General features: G+C 62.1%; 12 protein-coding genes and 2 tRNA genes. 4 read left to right on the top strand and 10 right to left on the bottom strand.

Annotated features, from left to right (window positions below; all coding sequences use genetic code 11):
• Positions 1-182: 182 nt before the first annotated feature.
• The 7 genes from D8Y22_RS21660 to D8Y22_RS21630 form a co-directional block, all read right to left on the bottom strand.
• Positions 183-1,694, bottom strand: coding sequence for an aldehyde dehydrogenase family protein (locus tag D8Y22_RS21660; RefSeq protein ID WP_141466710.1), 1,512 nt, complete (start codon positions 1,692-1,694; stop codon positions 183-185).
• A 108-nt stretch (positions 1,695-1,802) separates the two neighbouring features.
• Complete coding sequence (locus D8Y22_RS21655; protein ID WP_141466709.1) at positions 1,803-2,249, bottom strand: NusA-like transcription termination signal-binding factor; 447 nt, start codon at positions 2,247-2,249, stop codon at positions 1,803-1,805.
• Between the two features lie 3 nt (positions 2,250-2,252).
• A complete protein-coding gene (rpoA2, locus tag D8Y22_RS21650; RefSeq protein ID WP_141466708.1) occupies positions 2,253-3,446 on the bottom strand; it encodes a DNA-directed RNA polymerase subunit A'' in 1,194 nt (397 codons plus the stop codon).
• Positions 3,439-6,366, bottom strand: a complete 2,928-nt coding sequence (locus D8Y22_RS21645) for a DNA-directed RNA polymerase subunit A' (RefSeq protein WP_141466707.1) — start codon at positions 6,364-6,366, stop codon at positions 3,439-3,441. Before D8Y22_RS21645 ends, rpoA2 begins: the two co-directional genes overlap by 8 nt.
• Before the next feature lie 3 nt (positions 6,367-6,369).
• Positions 6,370-8,199: a DNA-directed RNA polymerase subunit B gene (rpoB, locus tag D8Y22_RS21640; protein WP_141466706.1), complete on the bottom strand. Its 1,830-nt coding sequence runs from the start codon at positions 8,197-8,199 to the stop codon at positions 6,370-6,372.
• Positions 8,200-8,205: 6 nt separating this feature from the next.
• On the bottom strand, positions 8,206-9,783 hold the full coding sequence (locus tag D8Y22_RS21635) for a DNA-directed RNA polymerase subunit B'' (RefSeq protein WP_141466705.1): 1,578 nt from the start codon (positions 9,781-9,783) through the stop codon (positions 8,206-8,208).
• Positions 9,784-10,011: a DNA-directed RNA polymerase subunit H gene (locus tag D8Y22_RS21630; RefSeq protein WP_141466704.1), complete on the bottom strand. Its 228-nt coding sequence runs from the start codon at positions 10,009-10,011 to the stop codon at positions 9,784-9,786. It lies immediately after the preceding gene.
• 308 nt (positions 10,012-10,319) lie between these two features.
• Here D8Y22_RS21630 and D8Y22_RS21625 point away from each other — a divergent pair.
• From D8Y22_RS21625 to D8Y22_RS21615, 3 genes are all read left to right on the top strand, one after another.
• Positions 10,320-10,392: transfer RNA gene (locus D8Y22_RS21625), tRNA-Asp, on the top strand.
• Positions 10,393-11,557: 1,165 nt separating this feature from the next.
• A tRNA-Asp gene (locus D8Y22_RS21620) sits at positions 11,558-11,630 on the top strand.
• 285 nt (positions 11,631-11,915) lie between these two features.
• Positions 11,916-12,674, top strand: coding sequence for a hypothetical protein (locus D8Y22_RS21615; RefSeq protein WP_141466703.1), 759 nt, complete (start codon positions 11,916-11,918; stop codon positions 12,672-12,674).
• Positions 12,675-12,709: 35 nt separating this feature from the next.
• Here D8Y22_RS21615 and mptA read toward each other — a convergent pair whose 3' ends face one another.
• The 3 genes from mptA to D8Y22_RS21600 form a co-directional block, all read right to left on the bottom strand.
• Entirely contained in the window at positions 12,710-13,642 is a 933-nt protein-coding gene (mptA, locus tag D8Y22_RS21610; RefSeq protein ID WP_141466702.1) for a GTP cyclohydrolase MptA, read from the bottom strand.
• 117 nt (positions 13,643-13,759) lie between these two features.
• Positions 13,760-14,494 (bottom strand): SDR family oxidoreductase, encoded by a 735-nt coding sequence (locus D8Y22_RS21605; RefSeq protein ID WP_141466701.1) that lies wholly within the window; start codon positions 14,492-14,494, stop codon positions 13,760-13,762.
• An 87-nt stretch (positions 14,495-14,581) separates the two neighbouring features.
• Positions 14,582-15,952, bottom strand: a complete 1,371-nt coding sequence (locus D8Y22_RS21600; protein ID WP_141466700.1) for an NRAMP family divalent metal transporter — start codon at positions 15,950-15,952, stop codon at positions 14,582-14,584.
• Between the two features lie 107 nt (positions 15,953-16,059).
• Here D8Y22_RS21600 and D8Y22_RS21595 point away from each other — a divergent pair, with 107 nt between their 5' ends.
• Positions 16,060-16,776 carry a CPBP family intramembrane glutamic endopeptidase gene (locus tag D8Y22_RS21595; protein ID WP_174811941.1) on the top strand — a complete coding sequence of 239 codons (717 nt, stop codon included), beginning with the start codon at positions 16,060-16,062 and terminating at the stop codon, positions 16,774-16,776.
• Positions 16,777-16,894: the final 118 nt, after the last annotated feature.

Below are 16,894 nucleotides of genomic sequence, written 5' to 3'. Positions count from 1 at the left end.
TGAGAATCGTATCCGATGTCTGCTGCCTGTTCATATCGCGTCCGTTGAACGCTTCCTACGAGAGAGTACCGAAATCAGCCCGGGCTAAACACATACGCTGTGAGTATCGCGTCGAGTGGTTTTGACCGAGTCCTAAAGTGAATCCAACTTGTGTGTCGTCACGAACCCGCGAGCAGAACCGGTCAGTAGGGGTATTCTCGTGGCTCGCGTTGAACCGAGATCCACTTGACCGTCGTCAGCGTCTCTAAGATCCACTCGTCGTTGTACCGACCCATGCCCGACGCGCCGACGCCGCCGAATGCGACGTGGGGTTCGTCGTTCAACGGCTGATCGTTGATGTGAACCATGCCCGTCTCTAACGCATCGGCCACGTCACGTGCCCGCGAAACGTCCGTGGAGTGAACCGAGCCCGAGAGCCCGTACTCGGTGTCGTTGGCGATACGAATCGCTTCCTCGTCGGTCGCAAACGGGATCACCGGCGCGACTGGACCGAAGTGTTCGTTGCAGGCCACCGGCATCTCGCCCGTTACGTCCGACAACACCGTGGGTTCGACGAACAATCCGTCGTGGTCGCCACCGGCCTCGAGGGTCGCCCCCTGTGCGATGGTCTCATCGACGAAGCCGACGATCTTGTCGCGCTGGCTCTCATTGATGACCGGCCCCACGAGCGCGCCTTCCTCGCGTGGGTCGCCGATGGGTAACTGTTCGGCACGGTCGGCCAGCCCGGCGACGTACTTGTCGTAGAGCGATTCGTGGACCAGATGGCGGTTGATCGAGATACACTCCTGGCCCTGGTGCGTGAAGGAGCCGAACGCACCGGCGTCGATCGCCCGCTCGAGGTCGGCGTCTTCGAGCACGATGTGGGCGTTGTTGCCGCCCAGTTCCAGTGCCGGCTCCGTATACGAGCCGACGGCACGCTGGCCGACGCCGCGGCCCACTTCCGAGGAGCCGGTAAAGGACATCACCGACGGCGTCGGGTGTCCCGAGAAGTGGTCGCCGATCTCGTGGCCGTAGCCGGGAACGACGTTCAACACGCCGTCGGGAAGCCCGGCTTCCTCGAAGACCGTCGCGAGGACGAGCCCGCCCGTAATCGGCGTATGTTCGTCGGGCTTCAACACGACGCTGTTACCAAGGGCGATGGCCGGCGCGACGACGCGACTCGAGAGATACAGCGGAAAGTTCCAAGGGGTGATGACACCAACGACACCCGCCGGTTCGCGAACGAGCAGGTTCTCCTTGCCCGGAGTGACCGACTCCTTGCGGCGGCCGCCGTCTCGCATCGCGAGTCCGGCACCGACCTCCATCGTCCCCTGGGCAAGCTGTGTCTCGAAGTCGGCTTTCAGCTGAACGCCGCCACACTCCAGCGCAAACAGCGTCGCGAGATCCTCGGCGTACGCCCCAAGACGCTGACAGGCCTCGGTGACGATCCCGGCGCGTTCCTGTGGCGGCCGCTCGGCCCACGCATCCTGGGCCGTCTCTGCGATCGCGTACGCCTCGTCGATGTCCTCGACGGTCGCCGAGGGGACTGTCGCCATCGTCGTCCGTGTCGCGGGATTCTCGATGTCAATCGATTCCCGGTCGCCAGCGGAAACCCACTCGCCGTCGAGATAGAGGTTGTTCCACCCCGTTTCCGGTGCGATCTCGAGTGTGTCTACGTCGATTGCATCGTCAGCTGTGGCGTTCGTGTCGGACATCAGTTCCACGTACTGGTGGCAGCTGTTTATTTATTTGGTTACTTGTCATGTCAAAAAACGGTGTCGGAAAATCGATTCTTCGCAACCAATAGCGCCAACTGACGGCCGTTAGACCAACTGGACGTCGTCGATGTCGAAGTGGCGGTCCACGAGTGTTCGGGCGGCCTCGATCGTTCGACCGTTCGAGCCGATGGCGACGCCGCGGTCGTCCTCGGCGACCTCCACGTAGGCGACGGTGTCGTTGTTCTCGCTGATCGTGACGTTGTAGACCGCCGCGGGTGCAAGCGTATTCGCGACGAACACTTCCGGTTCGTCGGCCGCCTCGACGAGTCGGACCGGGAGGCTAACCCGATCCTCGTAGCGCTGGACGGTCTGTCCGCCGGGCCCGATCGCTTCCCCCATCTGCCCCTTCGAGACGACGACGATCAGTTGGTCGGCCTCGTCGCTTTCGTCCTCGGCTGTACCCTCGAGGATGCAGTCGGTACCGGTTGCGCCGGTGACGTCCTCGAACAGCGAGAGATATTGCCGTGCGTCGTCGTCGAGGGAAATCGTCATCGATCAGTCAGCTTGCGTACTCGGCCCCGTCGACCCCATCCGGAGATCGACATCTCCGGTACCGAGCTTGATCGGCTTGCCGACGATGACGTTCTCGGTGACCCCGTCTAACTCGTCGATCTCGCCGTGAATCGCAGCGTTGAGCAGGTGATTGACGGTTACCTCGAACGCTGCACGAGCGAGTACCGATTCTTTCGATCCGGAGATACCGTGGCGACCGATCGATTCGATGTCACCGTTGTTCGTCATCATGTCCGCGACGAGCATGAGGTGGCGAACGTTGACGTCGTCGAGACCCTGCTCGGCGAGTGTGTTGTTCGTCTCCTCGATGATCGCCTCGCGGGCGGCTTCGATCCCGAGATTGTGATGGATCTCGTGGATGTTGTTACACGTCGTCCGGGAGGCGTCGACGCCCTCGATTTCGAGGACGTCGCCGAAGGCCGATCCCTCGGTGTAGAGGATGAACTCCTCGCTGCCGTCGTCCATCTCTTCGCGACGGATGACGACCCGGGAAATCTCTTCGATTCCCTTGAACGTGATGTCACGTAGTTCCTCGACGAGCTGCAAGAGGTCACGATAGGACGGCTCCTCGGGACCGAACTGGATCTCGGTGCCGTTCTGGACGGTCGAGACCCCAAGGTTGTCCTCGATGATCTCGGCGACTTCTTCGGCCGTGATCATCCGCTCGGTCAGAGTATCCTGGTTGAGCGAGATCTGAACGCGCATGTCCGCGACGTTCGTCGAAACGTCACCCAACGCGAGGATCTTCGTCGCCTCGATGTTCCAGACGACCTCGTGGGCCTTCTCGCGTTCGGTGGCGTACTCGTCCTCGAGATACACCGTCATCATCGGCGTATCCGGGGTCTTCCGGGCGTCGACGAGCTCGATCAGTCGCGGCAGCCCCTGTGTCACGTCGATCTCCGCGACACCGGCGTAGTGGAACGTGTTCATCGTCAGCTGCGTACCAGGTTCGCCGATCGACTGGGCAGAGACGGTGCCGACGGGATCGAGCGGTTCGACGCGGGTGTCGACGTAGCGGGCCTCGACGGCCTTCGCGAGCTCGTCGGCGTCCTCGACGGTCGCGTCGGGTCGACCCTCGAGTTCCTCGTAGACGTTGTCCTTGAGTCGCCGCGGGAGGTCGGTGTCTTCGACGACCGCGATCGTGTCGTCGTCGACGTCGAAGGCGACCTCAGTCATCGGAGGGCACCTCCGTGTGCTCGGTCAGGCGATCGTCTGCATGCTCCGAGAGGTTCGTTACCTCCCGGTCGATGCCGAGGAAGTCCGCTCGGTCGCTTTCGGAGTCGAACTCCGAGTCGAGCACGCGACCGGCGATTTCCTCGACGTCGACGTTGTTCTCGTCACCCGAGGAGACCTTGACCGGCGAGGTCCCGTCCTCGCCGAACTCGAACTGGACGATCGTATCCGAGGTATCCCGGACCGTCCCGTCGTACTGGGTCTCGAGTTCCGACAGTGCGTTGATGAGCCGGCGCTGCAGATAGCCGGACTTCGAGGTCCGGACTGCCGTGTCGACTAGACCCTCGCGGCCACCCATCGCGTGGAAGAAGAACTCCCGTGGGGTCAGCCCGCTGGTGTAGGAGTTCTCGACGAAGCCGTGGGCTTCCGCCGAGAGGTCGTTGGGCTCGTAGTGACTGAGCGTACGGTCCTCGTAGCCGCGGTTGATCCGCTCGCCACGAACTGCCTGCTGGCCGACGCAGCCGGCCATCTGGGTCAGGTTGAGCATCGAGCCACGTGCACCGGACTCGGCCATGACGACGGCGGGGTTCTCGTTGGTGAAGTGCTCGTCAGCGATGTTTCCTGCGTTGTCACGTGCACGCGAGAGCGTCTGCATAATCTTCATCTCGAGCGTCTCGTCGATCGTCCGACCCGGCAGGGACTCGAGTTCGTTTCGCTCGTAGGCTTCGATGAGCTCCTGGACGCGGTCGTAGGCGTCGTCGATCGTCTCGTCGATGCGATTCTGGGCTTCGCCGGGAATCGTCTCGTCGTCGATCCCGATCGAGAACCCGAAGTGCATGATCGCCCGCATCGCAAGCGTCGAGACCTCGTTGATGAAGATTCGCGAACGCGTGTTACCGTACTCCTTCGTGATCCGATCGACGATTTCGCCGCCGAACTCGCCGACCTCGTCTTCAGCGATCGTCCCCTCGATCAGCTGGCCGTTTTCGACGACGACATCCTCGCCGACGGTGCCGGTGAACTCGAGGTTCAGATCGTCGGGCAGCAGCTCGGAGAAGACGTCGTAACCGGTCCAGAACGGGTCGTCCTCGTCGTCGATCCCACTTGGTTCCGGCAGTTCGTCGATTCGGGTTGCTCGCAGGAGATCCAGTGCCTGGGTCTCGTTGAACCGTGGATTGTTGTGGGTCAGCAGGTACATCCCACTGATGTGGTCCTGGATCGCCCCGATGATGTTCTCACCGAAGCGCGGACTCAGGATCTGCTCCTGGACGCGCATGAGCACGCGGGCCTCGGCGCGGGCCTCCTCGTTCTGGAGGGCGTGCATGTTCATCTCGTCGCCGTCGAAGTCAGCGTTGTACGGCGGACAGACGACGGTGTTGAGTCGGAACGTCTTGTATGGCATGACCACGACCTCGTGGGCCATGATCGACATCCGGTGCAGCGACGGCTGGCGGTTGAAGATGACGATGTCGCCGTCGACGAGGTGGCGGTTAACCTCCCAGCCAGCGTCTACCTTCTCGGCGAGTTGTTCGCAGTTCTTTTCGGTCACTTTCAGTCGGCGACCATCGGGACGGCGAACGTAGTTCGCACCAGGGTGAGCCTCGGGTCCGTTCGAGACGTAGCGTCGCGCCTCCTCGACGTTCCGTTCGGTGACGTTCATCGTCTGGGTCATCTCGCTGGCGACGCGGTCGGGGACACCGACCTCGTTCAGGCTGAGCGTCGGGTCAGGCGAGATGACGGTTCGGGCCGAGAAGTTGACACGCTTGCCCGACAGCGAGCCACGGAAACGCCCCTCCTTGCCCTTCAGGCGTTGGGAGAGCGTCTTGAGCGGCCGACCGGAGCGGTGGCGGGCCGGCGGCGTCCCCGAAATCTCGTTGTCCATGAACGTGGTGACGTGGTACTGCAGCAGTTCCCAGAGGTCCTCGATGATCAGCTGTGGCGCACCGGCCTCGCGGTTCTCCATGAACCGCTGGTTGATCCGGATGATGTCGACTAGCTTGTGCGTGAGGTCGTCTTCCGAGCGCTGGCCGTTGTCGAGCGTGATCGACGGTCGCGCCGTGACCGGCGGAACCGGCAACACGGTGAGGATCATCCACTCCGGCCGGGACCGATCGGAATCGATACCAAGCACCTCGATATCTTCGTCGGGAATGTTCTCGAACCAGTCCCGAATATCGCTTGGCATCAGCTTGTTGGTGTCCTCTTCGGTGAGGTCGATGTCCAGCGCTTTCTCGATGGCCTTGCGCTGGTCCTCGCGTGGTCGGAACGACCCCGACAGAATCTCGTTGATCCGAGAGAGTTCGATCTCGGTCTTCTCGGCGAGTTCGTCCGGCGAGGTGCGGTCGATGCCGGCTTCCTCGTCGCCTTGCATCGCGCCCGCGATGCGCTGGGAGTACTCGCTGGTCAGGACCTGCTGGACCTCGTAGTAGGTCGTGGGCTTCTCGTGGTCGATGTCGTACTGGATCTCGCCGCAGTGAGGACAGCGATCCTTCTTTCGGGCCTGACGAATCGCGGCCTTCGTGACGTCGTTTAAGTCGCGGCCGAGTTTGCGCGATTCCGTGATGTCGTCACGGAACTCCTCGCGTTCGTCTTCGGTCAACAGGAGCTTCGAACACTCCCGACACGTTCCGCGGAGCAGCCGCCGAATGAGCTTCGTAAAGCCGACGTGGATGACCGGTGCGGCCAGTTCGATGTGGCCGAAGTGGCCGTTACACGAACCCGAATGTTTGCCGCAGGTCTTGCACTCGAGGCCAGGATCGATCACGCCCAGACGCGGGTCCATCAACCCCATGTCGATGGGGAAGCCGTCGTCGTCGTAGGTGTCGGCGGTGATGATCTTCGTCGCGCTCATTTCTCGATACTCTTCGGGCTCCATCAGCCCGAAATTGATCGATCCGATATCTTTTGGTGTGCTGTTTTGCATGATTTAGACGGCGTCCGATAGTTCCAGTCGTGGCGCGATACCCAGGGCCTTCATCTCGTCTAAGAGCAGCTTGAACGCGTAGCTCATCTCGATCTCGTGGATGTCGGTCTCCTCGTCGCAGTTCGGACAGTAGACCCGACGTTGCTCGACGTTCTCGACTGCGCTCATCCCACACTGTCCACAGACGTTGATGAACTCGCGGTCGGATTCGTCGAGCAGGCGTTCTTTGAGCGTCATTGCGGCCCCGTGGCCGATGAAGACGTCTCGCTCCATCTCCCCGATACGAAGACCTCCCTCGCGGGCGCGACCCTCCGTCGGCTGGCGGGTCAGCACCTGTACCGGTCCGCGAGAGCGGGCGTGGAGCTTGTTCGAGACCATGTGGTAGAGCTTCTGGTAGAAGATGATCCCGACGAAGATTTCGGCCTCGATCTTCTCGCCGGAGATGCCGGAGTACATCGTCTCCTTGCCCGCCGAATCGAAGCCGGCATCCTCGAGGCCCTGGCGAAGCTCGTCCTCGTCCTCACCGAGGAACGGCGTCCCGTCGACGCGTCGTCCCTCCATCGCACCGAGTTTCCCGCCGATCATCTCGAGGATGTGACCGACGGTCATCCGCGACGGCAGCGCGTGCGGGTTCAAAACGAGGTCGGGGACGACACCCTCCTCGGTGAAGGGCATGTCCTCCTGGGGTGCGAGGTGGCCGACGACCCCCTTCTGGCCGTGACGGGACGCGAACTTGTCCCCGAGTTCGGGGATACGCTCGTCGCGCACCGAGACCTTCGAGAGCTTCGAGCCGTCCTCGCCTTCCATCAGCGTGACGGTGTCGACGACGCCGCTCTCTCCCGAGCGCATCGTGACGCTGGTCTCGCGGCGTTTCTGTGGTGAGAGGCCGCCCATGTCGTCCGGTTCCTCTAAGAATCGCGGCGGACTCGTCTTCCCGAGCAGGACGGAGTTCTCGTCGACCGTCGTTTCCGGATTGACGAGACCGTCCTCGTCGAGGTGGGCGTACGCTTCCTCGCCGCGGGCTCCGCGGACGTCCTGGCTCGGAATCTCGAATCGGTCTTCCTGTCCGCCCGGATACCGGCGTTCCTCGCCCTCGTACGTCCGGAAGAAATGCGAGCGAGCGAGTGCGCGCTCGACGCTGGCTTTGTTCATGACCAGCGCGTCCTCGATGTTGAACCCCTCGTAGCTCATCACGGCGACGACGAAGTTCTGTGCTGCGGGTCGGTCGTCGAAGCCGATCTGTTCGGTCGTCTGGGTCTTGACCATCGAGAGCTGTGGGTAATGCAGCAGGTGCTGGCGCGTATCCGGCCGAATACGGTAGTTCGCGCTCGGCAACCCCAGCGACTGCTTGATCATCCCGGCCCCCATCGTAATACGCGGACTGGCGTTGTGCTCGGGGTAGGGGATCATTCCGGCACCGATCCCGAAGATGAGTTGTGGATCGATCTCGAGGTGGGTGTGGTTGTCGGTCAAATCGTCCTCATCGACGGCGACGAGGATGTCCTCTTCTTCCTCGGCGTCGATGAACTCGATGTAACCGTGCGAGACGAGGTCCTCGAACTCGAGGTCGCCGTTTTGCAGCGCCTCGATTTCGCTGTCGGAGATGCGCGGTTCGCCGCCCTCGACGACCAGGAGTGGTCGGCGTGCGCGGCCGGCGTCGGCGTTGATGATGACTTCTCGGGTGCGGTCTTTGACCGAGACGTTGACCATCTCGGAGACATCGCCGATGCGGCGTGCTTCGCGGATCTGTTCGGCTAGTTCGTGCGGATCGGGATGGGTCCCCACCAGCGACCCGTTGACGTAGACTTTGGCTTCGCGTTGTTGGCTGCTCATGTATCGTTAATCGTCGGCCGGCGTCGATTGGCTGATTCCCTCGAGGCCCGGAATGCCCTCGACGCCCATCGATGCCAGTTCGCGTTTGAGTCCCTGTTCGTCCTCGATGTTCTGGGAAAGTTCCATCGCTTGTGCGAAGTTCTTCACCAGCCCACAGTTCGGTCCCTCAGGCGTTTCGGAGGGACAGATACGACCCCACTGCGTCGCGTGGAGGTCCCGTGCCTCGAAGTGTGGCTGGGACCGGGAGAGCGGACTCCGAAGACGGCGAAGGTGAGAGAGAACCCCCATAAAGTCGGTGCGATCGACCAGCTGGCTCACGCCGGAGCGGCCGCCGACCCAGTTGCCCGTCGCGATCGGATGCTCGAGGCGTTCGGTCAGGACGTCCGAGCGGACGACCGTCGAGACCGAGAGATTGCGGTTTCGCATGTTCGCGCGCTCGAGCTGGTATTTGACGTCCCGGGCGAGCTTGTTGAGTGCGGTCCGGAACAGGTCTTTCATCAGGTCGCCACTGACCTTCAGGCGCTTGTTCGCGTAGTGATCCTTGTCGTCCGCTTCGCGACGGCCGAGCGCGAGTTCGAAGCAGGCCTCGGCCATCCGACAGAGGTAGTGTGCCTTGTTGATGCGGACGTCTTCTTCCTCGACGCCATCCTCGTGGAGATGCGGCAGGAGGTAGCGGTCGATGACGTAGTTGGCGCGTTTGAGCTGGTAGTTCTTGCCCTGGCCCGACGCGACGCGTTTGCCCAGTTCCTCGATTGCTTCTTGCTCGGTCTGGACGTCGGCCTCCTCTAAGTTCTCGAGCATGTACTTGACGACCTCGGGGTCGTTCGAGACCTTGTGGACGATCTCCTCGTCGGACTCGAGACCGAGTGCGCGAACGAGCGTGACGAAGTTGATCGAACCCGACACGGAGGGGAACGACACCTCGAGCAGGCCGTCGCGGGTGCGCTCACAGAGGACCAAGGCCCGGTAGCCACGCCGTTGGGAGAACGTCTTGGCGACCTGAATCTCGTCGCCGTATTTGGTGTCGTACTCGGCGAGAATCTTGTTCGGTGCGAGGTCCTCGCTGGTCATCAGCACGCGCTCGGAGCCGTTGACGATGAAGTAACCGCCGGGATCGGCGGGGTCCTCACCGATCTCGATCAGTTCCTCGTCGGAGAAGCCGGCGATGTTACACTTATCGGAGCCGACCATGATCGGCATCCGACCGATCTTGGTCTCCGTCGAGTCGACGACCCGTTCGTCGCCTTCCTCGCCTTTGACGATCGACATCTCCATAAAGACCGGCGCGGAGTAGGTGATGTTGCGCAGTCGTGCTTCCTGCGGGTAGAGCAGTTCTTCGGAGCCGTCGGCCTCGCGAACGCGGGGCGTCACGACCCGGACGTCACCGAGTTCGACGTGGACCGGTTCCTCGCCTTCCTTGTCGCCGATGTCCGTATCGATCGTCTCCTTCTCGTCGACGACTTCCTGCATGCCTCGGTTGAGGAAGGCGTTGAACGAGCGATAGTGGTGTTCTGCGAGTCGTTCGCGCGAGAAGTACTCGCGTGAGATGTCCCGTCGTTTTGCTCTGTTGAGTTCTGTTGCCATTTATTCCACCACGAGTCGGTATACGACTGCCTGGTCGGTCGTTCTCGAGTCCCGAACGATCTTGATCACGTCGCCGATCTCCGCATCGTCGGGCAACGCAGCATCGGTGCGCTTGATCTTCGGAAGGTCTGTACGGTCGATGTCGTACTCCGAAAGCACCTCCTCGAGGTCGTCGTCCTCGAGGATGGTATGCTCCGGAACGAGTTCGTGTTTACTTACGTCTACCATGTGTCGGTGTGCCTGTGGGCTATGGGGAGAGAAGTGGCTGTCACGAGATACTACAGTCTCCTACCGGTGGGACGCAGTTAAGCGTTACTAACTCGAGTCAGAAGCAGGGCTAACCGACCGGGCGACCCTGACCGGGAGAGCCGATCACACGTCACAGTTCCCGACTCTCGGTTAAATTCCTTGTGGGTCGTGGCATATACTGACATGCAGGGGCGGACTCGAGGGCATCGTCGTGTCCCGATTCCCCGTACCAAAGGCCGATCGATTGGAAAGCCTTAAGACTACCAGCGGGAAACGATGTGGTGTAAGCCCGGATGGTGTAGTGGCCCATCATACAACCCTGTCACGGTTGTGACGCGGGTTCAAATCCCGCTCCGGGCGTTTTTCACAGACTAATACGACGAGCGGAGCGAGTCGCTCGTCTGTGAAAAACCTCAACAGGGATTTGAAAACAAAGAGTCGAATGCCCGGAACGGCGCGAAGCGCCGCATGCCCGGACCGTCTCTGCCGGGTTCAAATCCCGCTCCGGGCGCTTTCTGCTGACGCCAACTACGAGCGAGAAGCGGAGAGACGAGCGAGGGTTGAACTTGAGGGCCGTGGTGAATCACTATCCAGCGTTGGATTTGTTGTCTTACGGCATATTTGCTTTTGTAGACGCCACATCTTGTGGCGATTTCTCGGAAGTTGTCTCATCGTCTGTGAACGAGTTATATTGTTCACTGAGTCCTGAACGGTGGCTTCGCTTGTGCCACGTTTAACTCAGTGAATTAGCCATTCGATAACCCTGAAACCCCAGGGACCAAAAATTATACATTACGTCTCAGAATATTATAATATCATGGGAGCTAGGATTCCGTCCTACTTCATGCCGTTCCTTGCAGTAGTGTTCCTTATGGCCGTCATAGCTGCGTACTGGTCCCTTTACATTCTGTTCAGTTTTACGTCCCTCCTCGTTCTGTTGCTCCTCGCTGCTGTGATTGCCGCATCGTACGCAGGGGCAATGATGGCACTGGAAACGTTTTTTAACCAGAGTGGCCAAAAGCGATAAAAACTACCGGGCCAGAATTGAGCGTTCATTTCTCGAGTAGTCGCGGAAACCGAGCAGACACCGACCTCGAGTGGTAGCCGGCTATAGAGAGCCGCCCGCTCGAGGACGACGGAACGACGGAGGCCGCTCGCGGGGAGATGCGATCGCAACGAATCTCAAATAATCGTCATATGCCGCCGAGGAATTGCAGTCGCTGGTGAATCAGTTCGAGACCGAGTTAGGCGACGAAACCACGTATTCATAGGGATTATCGTAGCCAGCCGGATGTGTCGCCTCGCAGGGATTGATACCGTGTTTCGATCCCGGACCGGGAAATCTATGAACTCCGACGATAATCCCTATCAGGCCGCGTCGCGTCGAGTGACAACTGATATGGAACGGATGAAATGCCGACTCGAGCGGCGGGCCCGGTACTGCCAGTGCTGTGAGAAGTTAGCAGGCCACTCGAGACGACGAGAACACAACCCTTAATACTTCGACCGGGAAACGATGTGGTAAGCCCGGATGGTGTAGTGGCCCATCATACAACCCTGTCACGGTTGTGACGCGGGTTCAAATCCCGCTCCGGGCGCTTTCTGCTGACGCCAACCTACGAGTGAGGAGTGTAACGACGAAGGAGTAGCGGCGTCAGCGAAACGCCGACGAGGGATTTGAAAACAAAGAGTCGCACGCCCGGAACGGCGCGAAGCGCCGCACGCCCGGACCGTCTCTGCCGGGTTCAAATCCCGCTCCGGGCGCTTTCTGCCGACGTCAATACACGATCGCGGAGCATCGCGACGAGCGACGGCTGAAATCGAGCGAAACACACGCGTCGTTCGAGCGAGAGTTTATATCCGATAGATTGGCGAACCGTCGTATGAACGTCGACGCGTCGGGGTCGATCGGAGCTATTGGGTTCGTGATGGTTGTCGTGCTAGTGATCGCTTCGTGTGGAACCGTAGTCGGTTCCGGATCGACCGGCTCCGAGACGACGAGCGAGACGGTGGTCACCGACGAGGGAGCGATCGAGTCGGTCGAAAGCGTCGTGACCGTCGACGATGCAGGGTACGACGTGCTCGAGATGAGTGCCCAGCAGGCCGGCTACGACGACGTCACCGACTGGTACGAGTCGCTGTATGCGGACGAGCCGTGGATCGGGACGGTCTCGGTCTCGAGGGAAGATCTCGAGGGTGGTCACCAGCTTACGATAGTCTTCGAGGACCTCGAGACCGATGCCGTCGATCGGCTGGACGTATACAGGGAAGGTGAAACCGTCGTCTACGAGGAACTCGAGGTCGTCGCGCCGGCTGCCGGCCCACAGGAGACGACGGCGACACATCACGTGAGGATGCCTGGTCCGGTCACCGATACGAACGCCGACGAGGTCTCGGGCAACGTCGCGACGTGGACTGGCGAGGACCTCCCGAACGAACTCTCCGTCGAGTCGGGTATCGGCGACGAGACGGCTGTTGGCGACGGCGACAGCCAGCATCCACACAGCGATAGCGAACTCGAGGGTGGTGAAGACGGCGACTCCGAGCACACAGATGGTGTTGCGGACGGGCTGTCCGGCTTCGGCGGTGGCGTCGCGGTCGTCGCGCTCTGTGTCGCAATCGTCGCCCTCCGGCGTCGGTAGCCGAGACCGGCCTCAAAAACGCGAACGACGGGTTGTTAGTGTTCGCCGTTCAGTTCGTCGCGAAGCGTCGCCATCTCGACGACGCGCTCGGCGTGGGCGTTGTGCTGGTGGATCGACTCGTCGTTGGACTGTTTCATCGTGATGACGGCGTCTTCCGGGAGATGATCGAACTCCTCGACGACGCCTTCGGCCATCGAGCGCACGCAGTCCTCGACGAACTTCGCGTCGGAGTGGGCCGCGTAGGTCATGTGGTCCTCGTCGGGTCGCTTCGCGAGGTTGTAGATTCGCGCGCTCATCGCGTCGCGGGCGATGTCGATCACGTCGTTCAGGTCGACCTCCGGATCGCCGCCGGCCTCGACGGTCAGCGTCGCGTGGCCCCGCTGGGAGTGACCCGGCTGTGGCACTTCCTCGAGGAACTCAGTAATGGTCTCCTCGTCGACCTCCAGATCCTCGAGGGTCTCTTTCGCCCGCGCGGCGGACATGCCCTGGGAACACGGACAGACGGTCATCCCGGTGACGGTCGCGCCGATCTCCTCGCGGGTTCCCTCGTCGGTCGCCGTCGCCGAGGCGACGATGTCGACGGTATGTTGGGTCTCGCGGTCGCTGGCGGGGGTCTGTTCGCGGCGCATGAACTCGGCTTCCATCGACACTTCGGCTTTCGAGGTGTACTCGTGTTTCTCGAGGAGACGCTCGGCGGCGTCGCCACAGACCTCTTCGACGTGGTAGGCCTCCTCGCGGGTGGTATCCTCGAGAATTTCGTCGATGACCTCCATGTTGCGACTCATGTCCGCACCTTTTCGCCAGGCGGGGAGGTCGACGAAGACCTCGAATTCGGCAGTGAAGACGAGCGGGCGCTTGCCCTCGCGGGCGATCTTGACGAGTTTCTCGACGCCAGTGACGCCGACCTGACTCAGACCGACGGTGACGTCGGGCGACGTTGCCTGCACGTCCGGAAGCTGGTGACTCATTGTCCGCATTCGGGACAGCAGGCGAATAGGGGTTTCGGAACCGACGGTATCGGCGTCGATCTCGGATGTACGTCGATCGAGCGCCCGCTGTCGAAACTCGAGAGAGTGAGCCCGATCTCATCCAAGCCGTTTTTCCCATTCCGTGGCGGTCATCGACTCCCCGGTGACGCCATCGGGACCCTGCGCGGCGAGCAGGACGGCGGCGTCGTTCATTACGTCCGGATCGAGGATCTGTTCGCGTTCCTCGTCGGGGAGGTGCGCCCAGATGTCGGTATCGACCCGACCGCCGGGATCGAGGGCGTTGGCGTTGACGCCGTATTCGTCGCTCTCGAGGGCGGCCGTCTGCGTGAGTCCCTCCAGCCCCCACTTCGAGCTCACGTACGCGGCGGCTCCCGGCGCCGCACGCCGGCCGAGCCCCGAGGAGATGTTGACGACGTTGCCCCGTCCTTGCTCGTACATATGTGGCAGGGCCGCCCGCGTAAAGAGGAAGACGCCTTTGAGGTTGACCTCGAGGATCGTATCCCAGTCGTCGTCGGCGATGTCGACGATGTGGTTTCGCGAGTCGTGCATCCCGAGTTGGCTCACACCTGCGTTGTTGACGAGGGTATCGATGTGTCCAAATTTCTCGATAGTGCGGTCGATCACCCGTTCGACCGCGTCGCTATCGCGAACGTCGGCGGGGACGACGAGCGAGTCGCTCGGTAGTTCCGCGGCGATGTCTTCCATCCGGGACTCGTCTCGAGCGGTGAGCACGACGCGGGCCCCCTCGTCTGCGAAGCGGTCGACCATCGCACGACCGAGGCCGCGGCTCGCGCCCGTCACGATGACGACGTCGTTCTCGAGTGTTGACATGGCGTGACAATCGCTCTCGACTGGCAAGAAAGTTTGCTCGAGCGACGACCCCGCAATGGGGTAGGTGGTACCGACGAACGTCGATGATCAGGCCTCGAGCATCCGCTCGCGAACGTACTTGACGAGGAGGCCGACGATCGCGAGCGCCATCACCGCGGCGAAGGCGACGACGAACGCCGAGACGGGCTCGGTGACGGTCTCGAGTTCCTCGAGGACGAACTCGCCGGCGAGGACGGCGGCGACGCCGAAGAGGACGAGGCCGCCGAGATTCAGCAGGAGAGAGTTTGTCTCGGGAACGACGTCGGGATCGTTCAGCAGGTAGAGAATGAGTGCGAGTGCGAAGGGCGTCCCGACGAGGCCGAACGCCAGTACGAGCACGAGTACCTGAAAGAACGCAGCGCCGAGGAACGCGCCGATCGCCGAGGCCAACGCGACGACGACGATCGCGGCCCGGTATCGAGGATCGTCGACGGACTGCTCCCAGCCGAGTTTGTCGGCCAGCAGGTATGGCGGGACGATGGTGTTGCCCCCGAGCGTGGAGACGGCCGCACCCCAGAGACCGAGCAGGAAGATCCACATCGCGTGCTCGCCGGCGACCGGGACGAGCGCCTCGGCGGCCTGGATCTCGTCGATCGCTGCGGGATCGGTGACGACCTCCGGCAGGACGCTCGCGGCGACGAGGAAGACGGCGAGACTGAATACGCCGAAGGCGACGAGCATCGAACTCACGACGTCGAACGTGGCGATGTCGCGGTCGGAGTCGGTCCAGCCGCGTGCACGCATCGTGTAGCTCTGCATCGTCAGCAGCGTGATGTGGACGGCGCCGCCGAGGACGCCGGCCGCGACGACCGCACCGCCGACGCCCGGCATCTCGGGGACGAGTCCGCCGACGGCCTGGGCCGGTTCGATCGGGACGACGAACGCCGAGACGACGAACGCGAGCACGACCAGCGAGACCAGTAGTTTCGCACCGATTTCGGCCACTCGGTAACCGCCCCCGGCCAGTCCGAGGGCGAGGATCACGGCCCAGGTGACACCCCAGAAGCGCGGGTCCGCCAGCATCGCGATACCGATGCCCGCGTTACCCACGATGGTCGCGCTGACATCGGCGAGGGTTAGCATGATCGCGAGCTGTGCGAGCCCCGCCGCGAGGACGACGTCGACGACGAGTACCCACGCCCAGAACGAGCCGAGGTGGTCTTCGACGACCGAGACGATTCCCGCCTCGGTGAGTATCCCGAGTCGCATCGCGAGATACTGCCCGACGGTTCCAAGGACGGCCGAGAGGACGACGACCCACAACAGTGTGTAGCCGAAGCTCGCGCCCGCGACCAACAGGCTCACCATCGTCGCCGGCCCCGCGGCGATCGCACCGGCGAGCCAGGTGGGCCCCAACCGCCTGACGAAGGCCCCCATCCGCCCAACTGTACCGCTCGTCGATTCCGTCTGTGTTGCCATCGGACGCCCTTGTAAACTGAACTATATAACTCCGTGGTATTCGTCAGTAACGGGCCCGACAGCATCGACGAGTAGTTATATGTGTGACAATGCAGACACTCCCAGACATGTCAAGACGAGCGCGTCTCGAGGCGACGAGCGAACCGCTCGCGGATCGATCCCTGCCGTGGGTGCTGGTCGTGCCGTTCGTTCCCGTCGTCGCCGTCGTCGTCACTATCGCGGCTGGCTATACCCTCGCGATGGGCGACGACCCCGGCTTTCCGCCGCAGTTCGCGAACCTGCCCTTGGGGATCGCCGGCGTCGCCGTCGTCGGATTTCTCTACTGGCGCTGGGACCGAGCGACGTGGCGTGCGAGTGCAGTTTTCCGTCGTCCATCACGAAACGAGATCGGTGCGTCCCTTCTCGCGACGGTCGTCGGGATCGCCTTTCTGATCGCGTTCAATCGACTGGCACGGACACTCGGCGTCGCCCCACACGACCCGGGGACGGCCGCGACGACGCTTGGACTGGTGAGTCTGGCAGTCGGATCGTTGCTCGTTGCGCCCGTCGTCGAGGAGATCCTCTTTCGCGGACTGCTGTTGGGACATCTGATCAGTCGCGGCTATGGAATTCTCGTCGCGGCGGCTCTCTCGATACTGCTGTTCGGGCTCATGCACGTCTTCGTCGCCGGGCTCTCGAGCGTCATCGCGACGGCGGTGTTGGGCACGCTACTGACCGCTCTCCGTCTGTGGTACGACAACCTCGTGGGTGCCTGGCTGATGCACCTGCTGGTCAACTGCTGGGCCGTCCTCGTCGCGCTTGCTGTCCTCCCGACGGCCTGGTGAGCGTTCCCTGTGGCACTCGATCGGATCCGGCGATGGTGAGTGTCGTTCGGACTGCTGGAAGTCGTTACTGCCGAAACCGCAGACGGGTCGCGGTTTCGCCGCTACATCGTTACAGCAG

It is taken from the genome of Salinadaptatus halalkaliphilus, from assembly GCF_006543045.1.
GTDB lineage: Archaea > Halobacteriota > Halobacteria > Halobacteriales > Natrialbaceae > Salinadaptatus > Salinadaptatus halalkaliphilus.
This window is presented reverse-complemented; position numbering and strand designations above follow the sequence as displayed.

Excerpts from the sequence above, each read along its gene's own strand:
- D8Y22_RS21660 (WP_141466710.1), bottom strand. The coding sequence starts at position 1,694 with ATGTCCGACACGAACGCCACAGCTGACGATGCAATCGACGTAGACACA.
- D8Y22_RS21655 (WP_141466709.1), bottom strand. The coding sequence starts at position 2,249 with ATGACGATTTCCCTCGACGACGACGCACGGCAATATCTCTCGCTGTTC.
- rpoA2 (WP_141466708.1), bottom strand. The coding sequence starts at position 3,446 with ATGACTGAGGTCGCCTTCGACGTCGACGACGACACGATCGCGGTCGTC.
- D8Y22_RS21645 (WP_141466707.1), bottom strand. The coding sequence starts at position 6,366 with ATGCAAAACAGCACACCAAAAGATATCGGATCGATCAATTTCGGGCTG.
- rpoB (WP_141466706.1), bottom strand. The coding sequence starts at position 8,199 with ATGAGCAGCCAACAACGCGAAGCCAAAGTCTACGTCAACGGGTCGCTG.
- D8Y22_RS21635 (WP_141466705.1), bottom strand. The coding sequence starts at position 9,783 with ATGGCAACAGAACTCAACAGAGCAAAACGACGGGACATCTCACGCGAG.
- D8Y22_RS21630 (WP_141466704.1), bottom strand. The coding sequence starts at position 10,011 with ATGGTAGACGTAAGTAAACACGAACTCGTTCCGGAGCATACCATCCTC.
- D8Y22_RS21615 (WP_141466703.1), top strand. The coding sequence starts at position 11,916 with ATGAACGTCGACGCGTCGGGGTCGATCGGAGCTATTGGGTTCGTGATG.
- mptA (WP_141466702.1), bottom strand. The coding sequence starts at position 13,642 with ATGAGTCACCAGCTTCCGGACGTGCAGGCAACGTCGCCCGACGTCACC.
- D8Y22_RS21605 (WP_141466701.1), bottom strand. The coding sequence starts at position 14,494 with ATGTCAACACTCGAGAACGACGTCGTCATCGTGACGGGCGCGAGCCGC.
- D8Y22_RS21600 (WP_141466700.1), bottom strand. The coding sequence starts at position 15,952 with ATGGCAACACAGACGGAATCGACGAGCGGTACAGTTGGGCGGATGGGG.
- D8Y22_RS21595 (WP_174811941.1), top strand. The coding sequence starts at position 16,060 with ATGTCAAGACGAGCGCGTCTCGAGGCGACGAGCGAACCGCTCGCGGAT.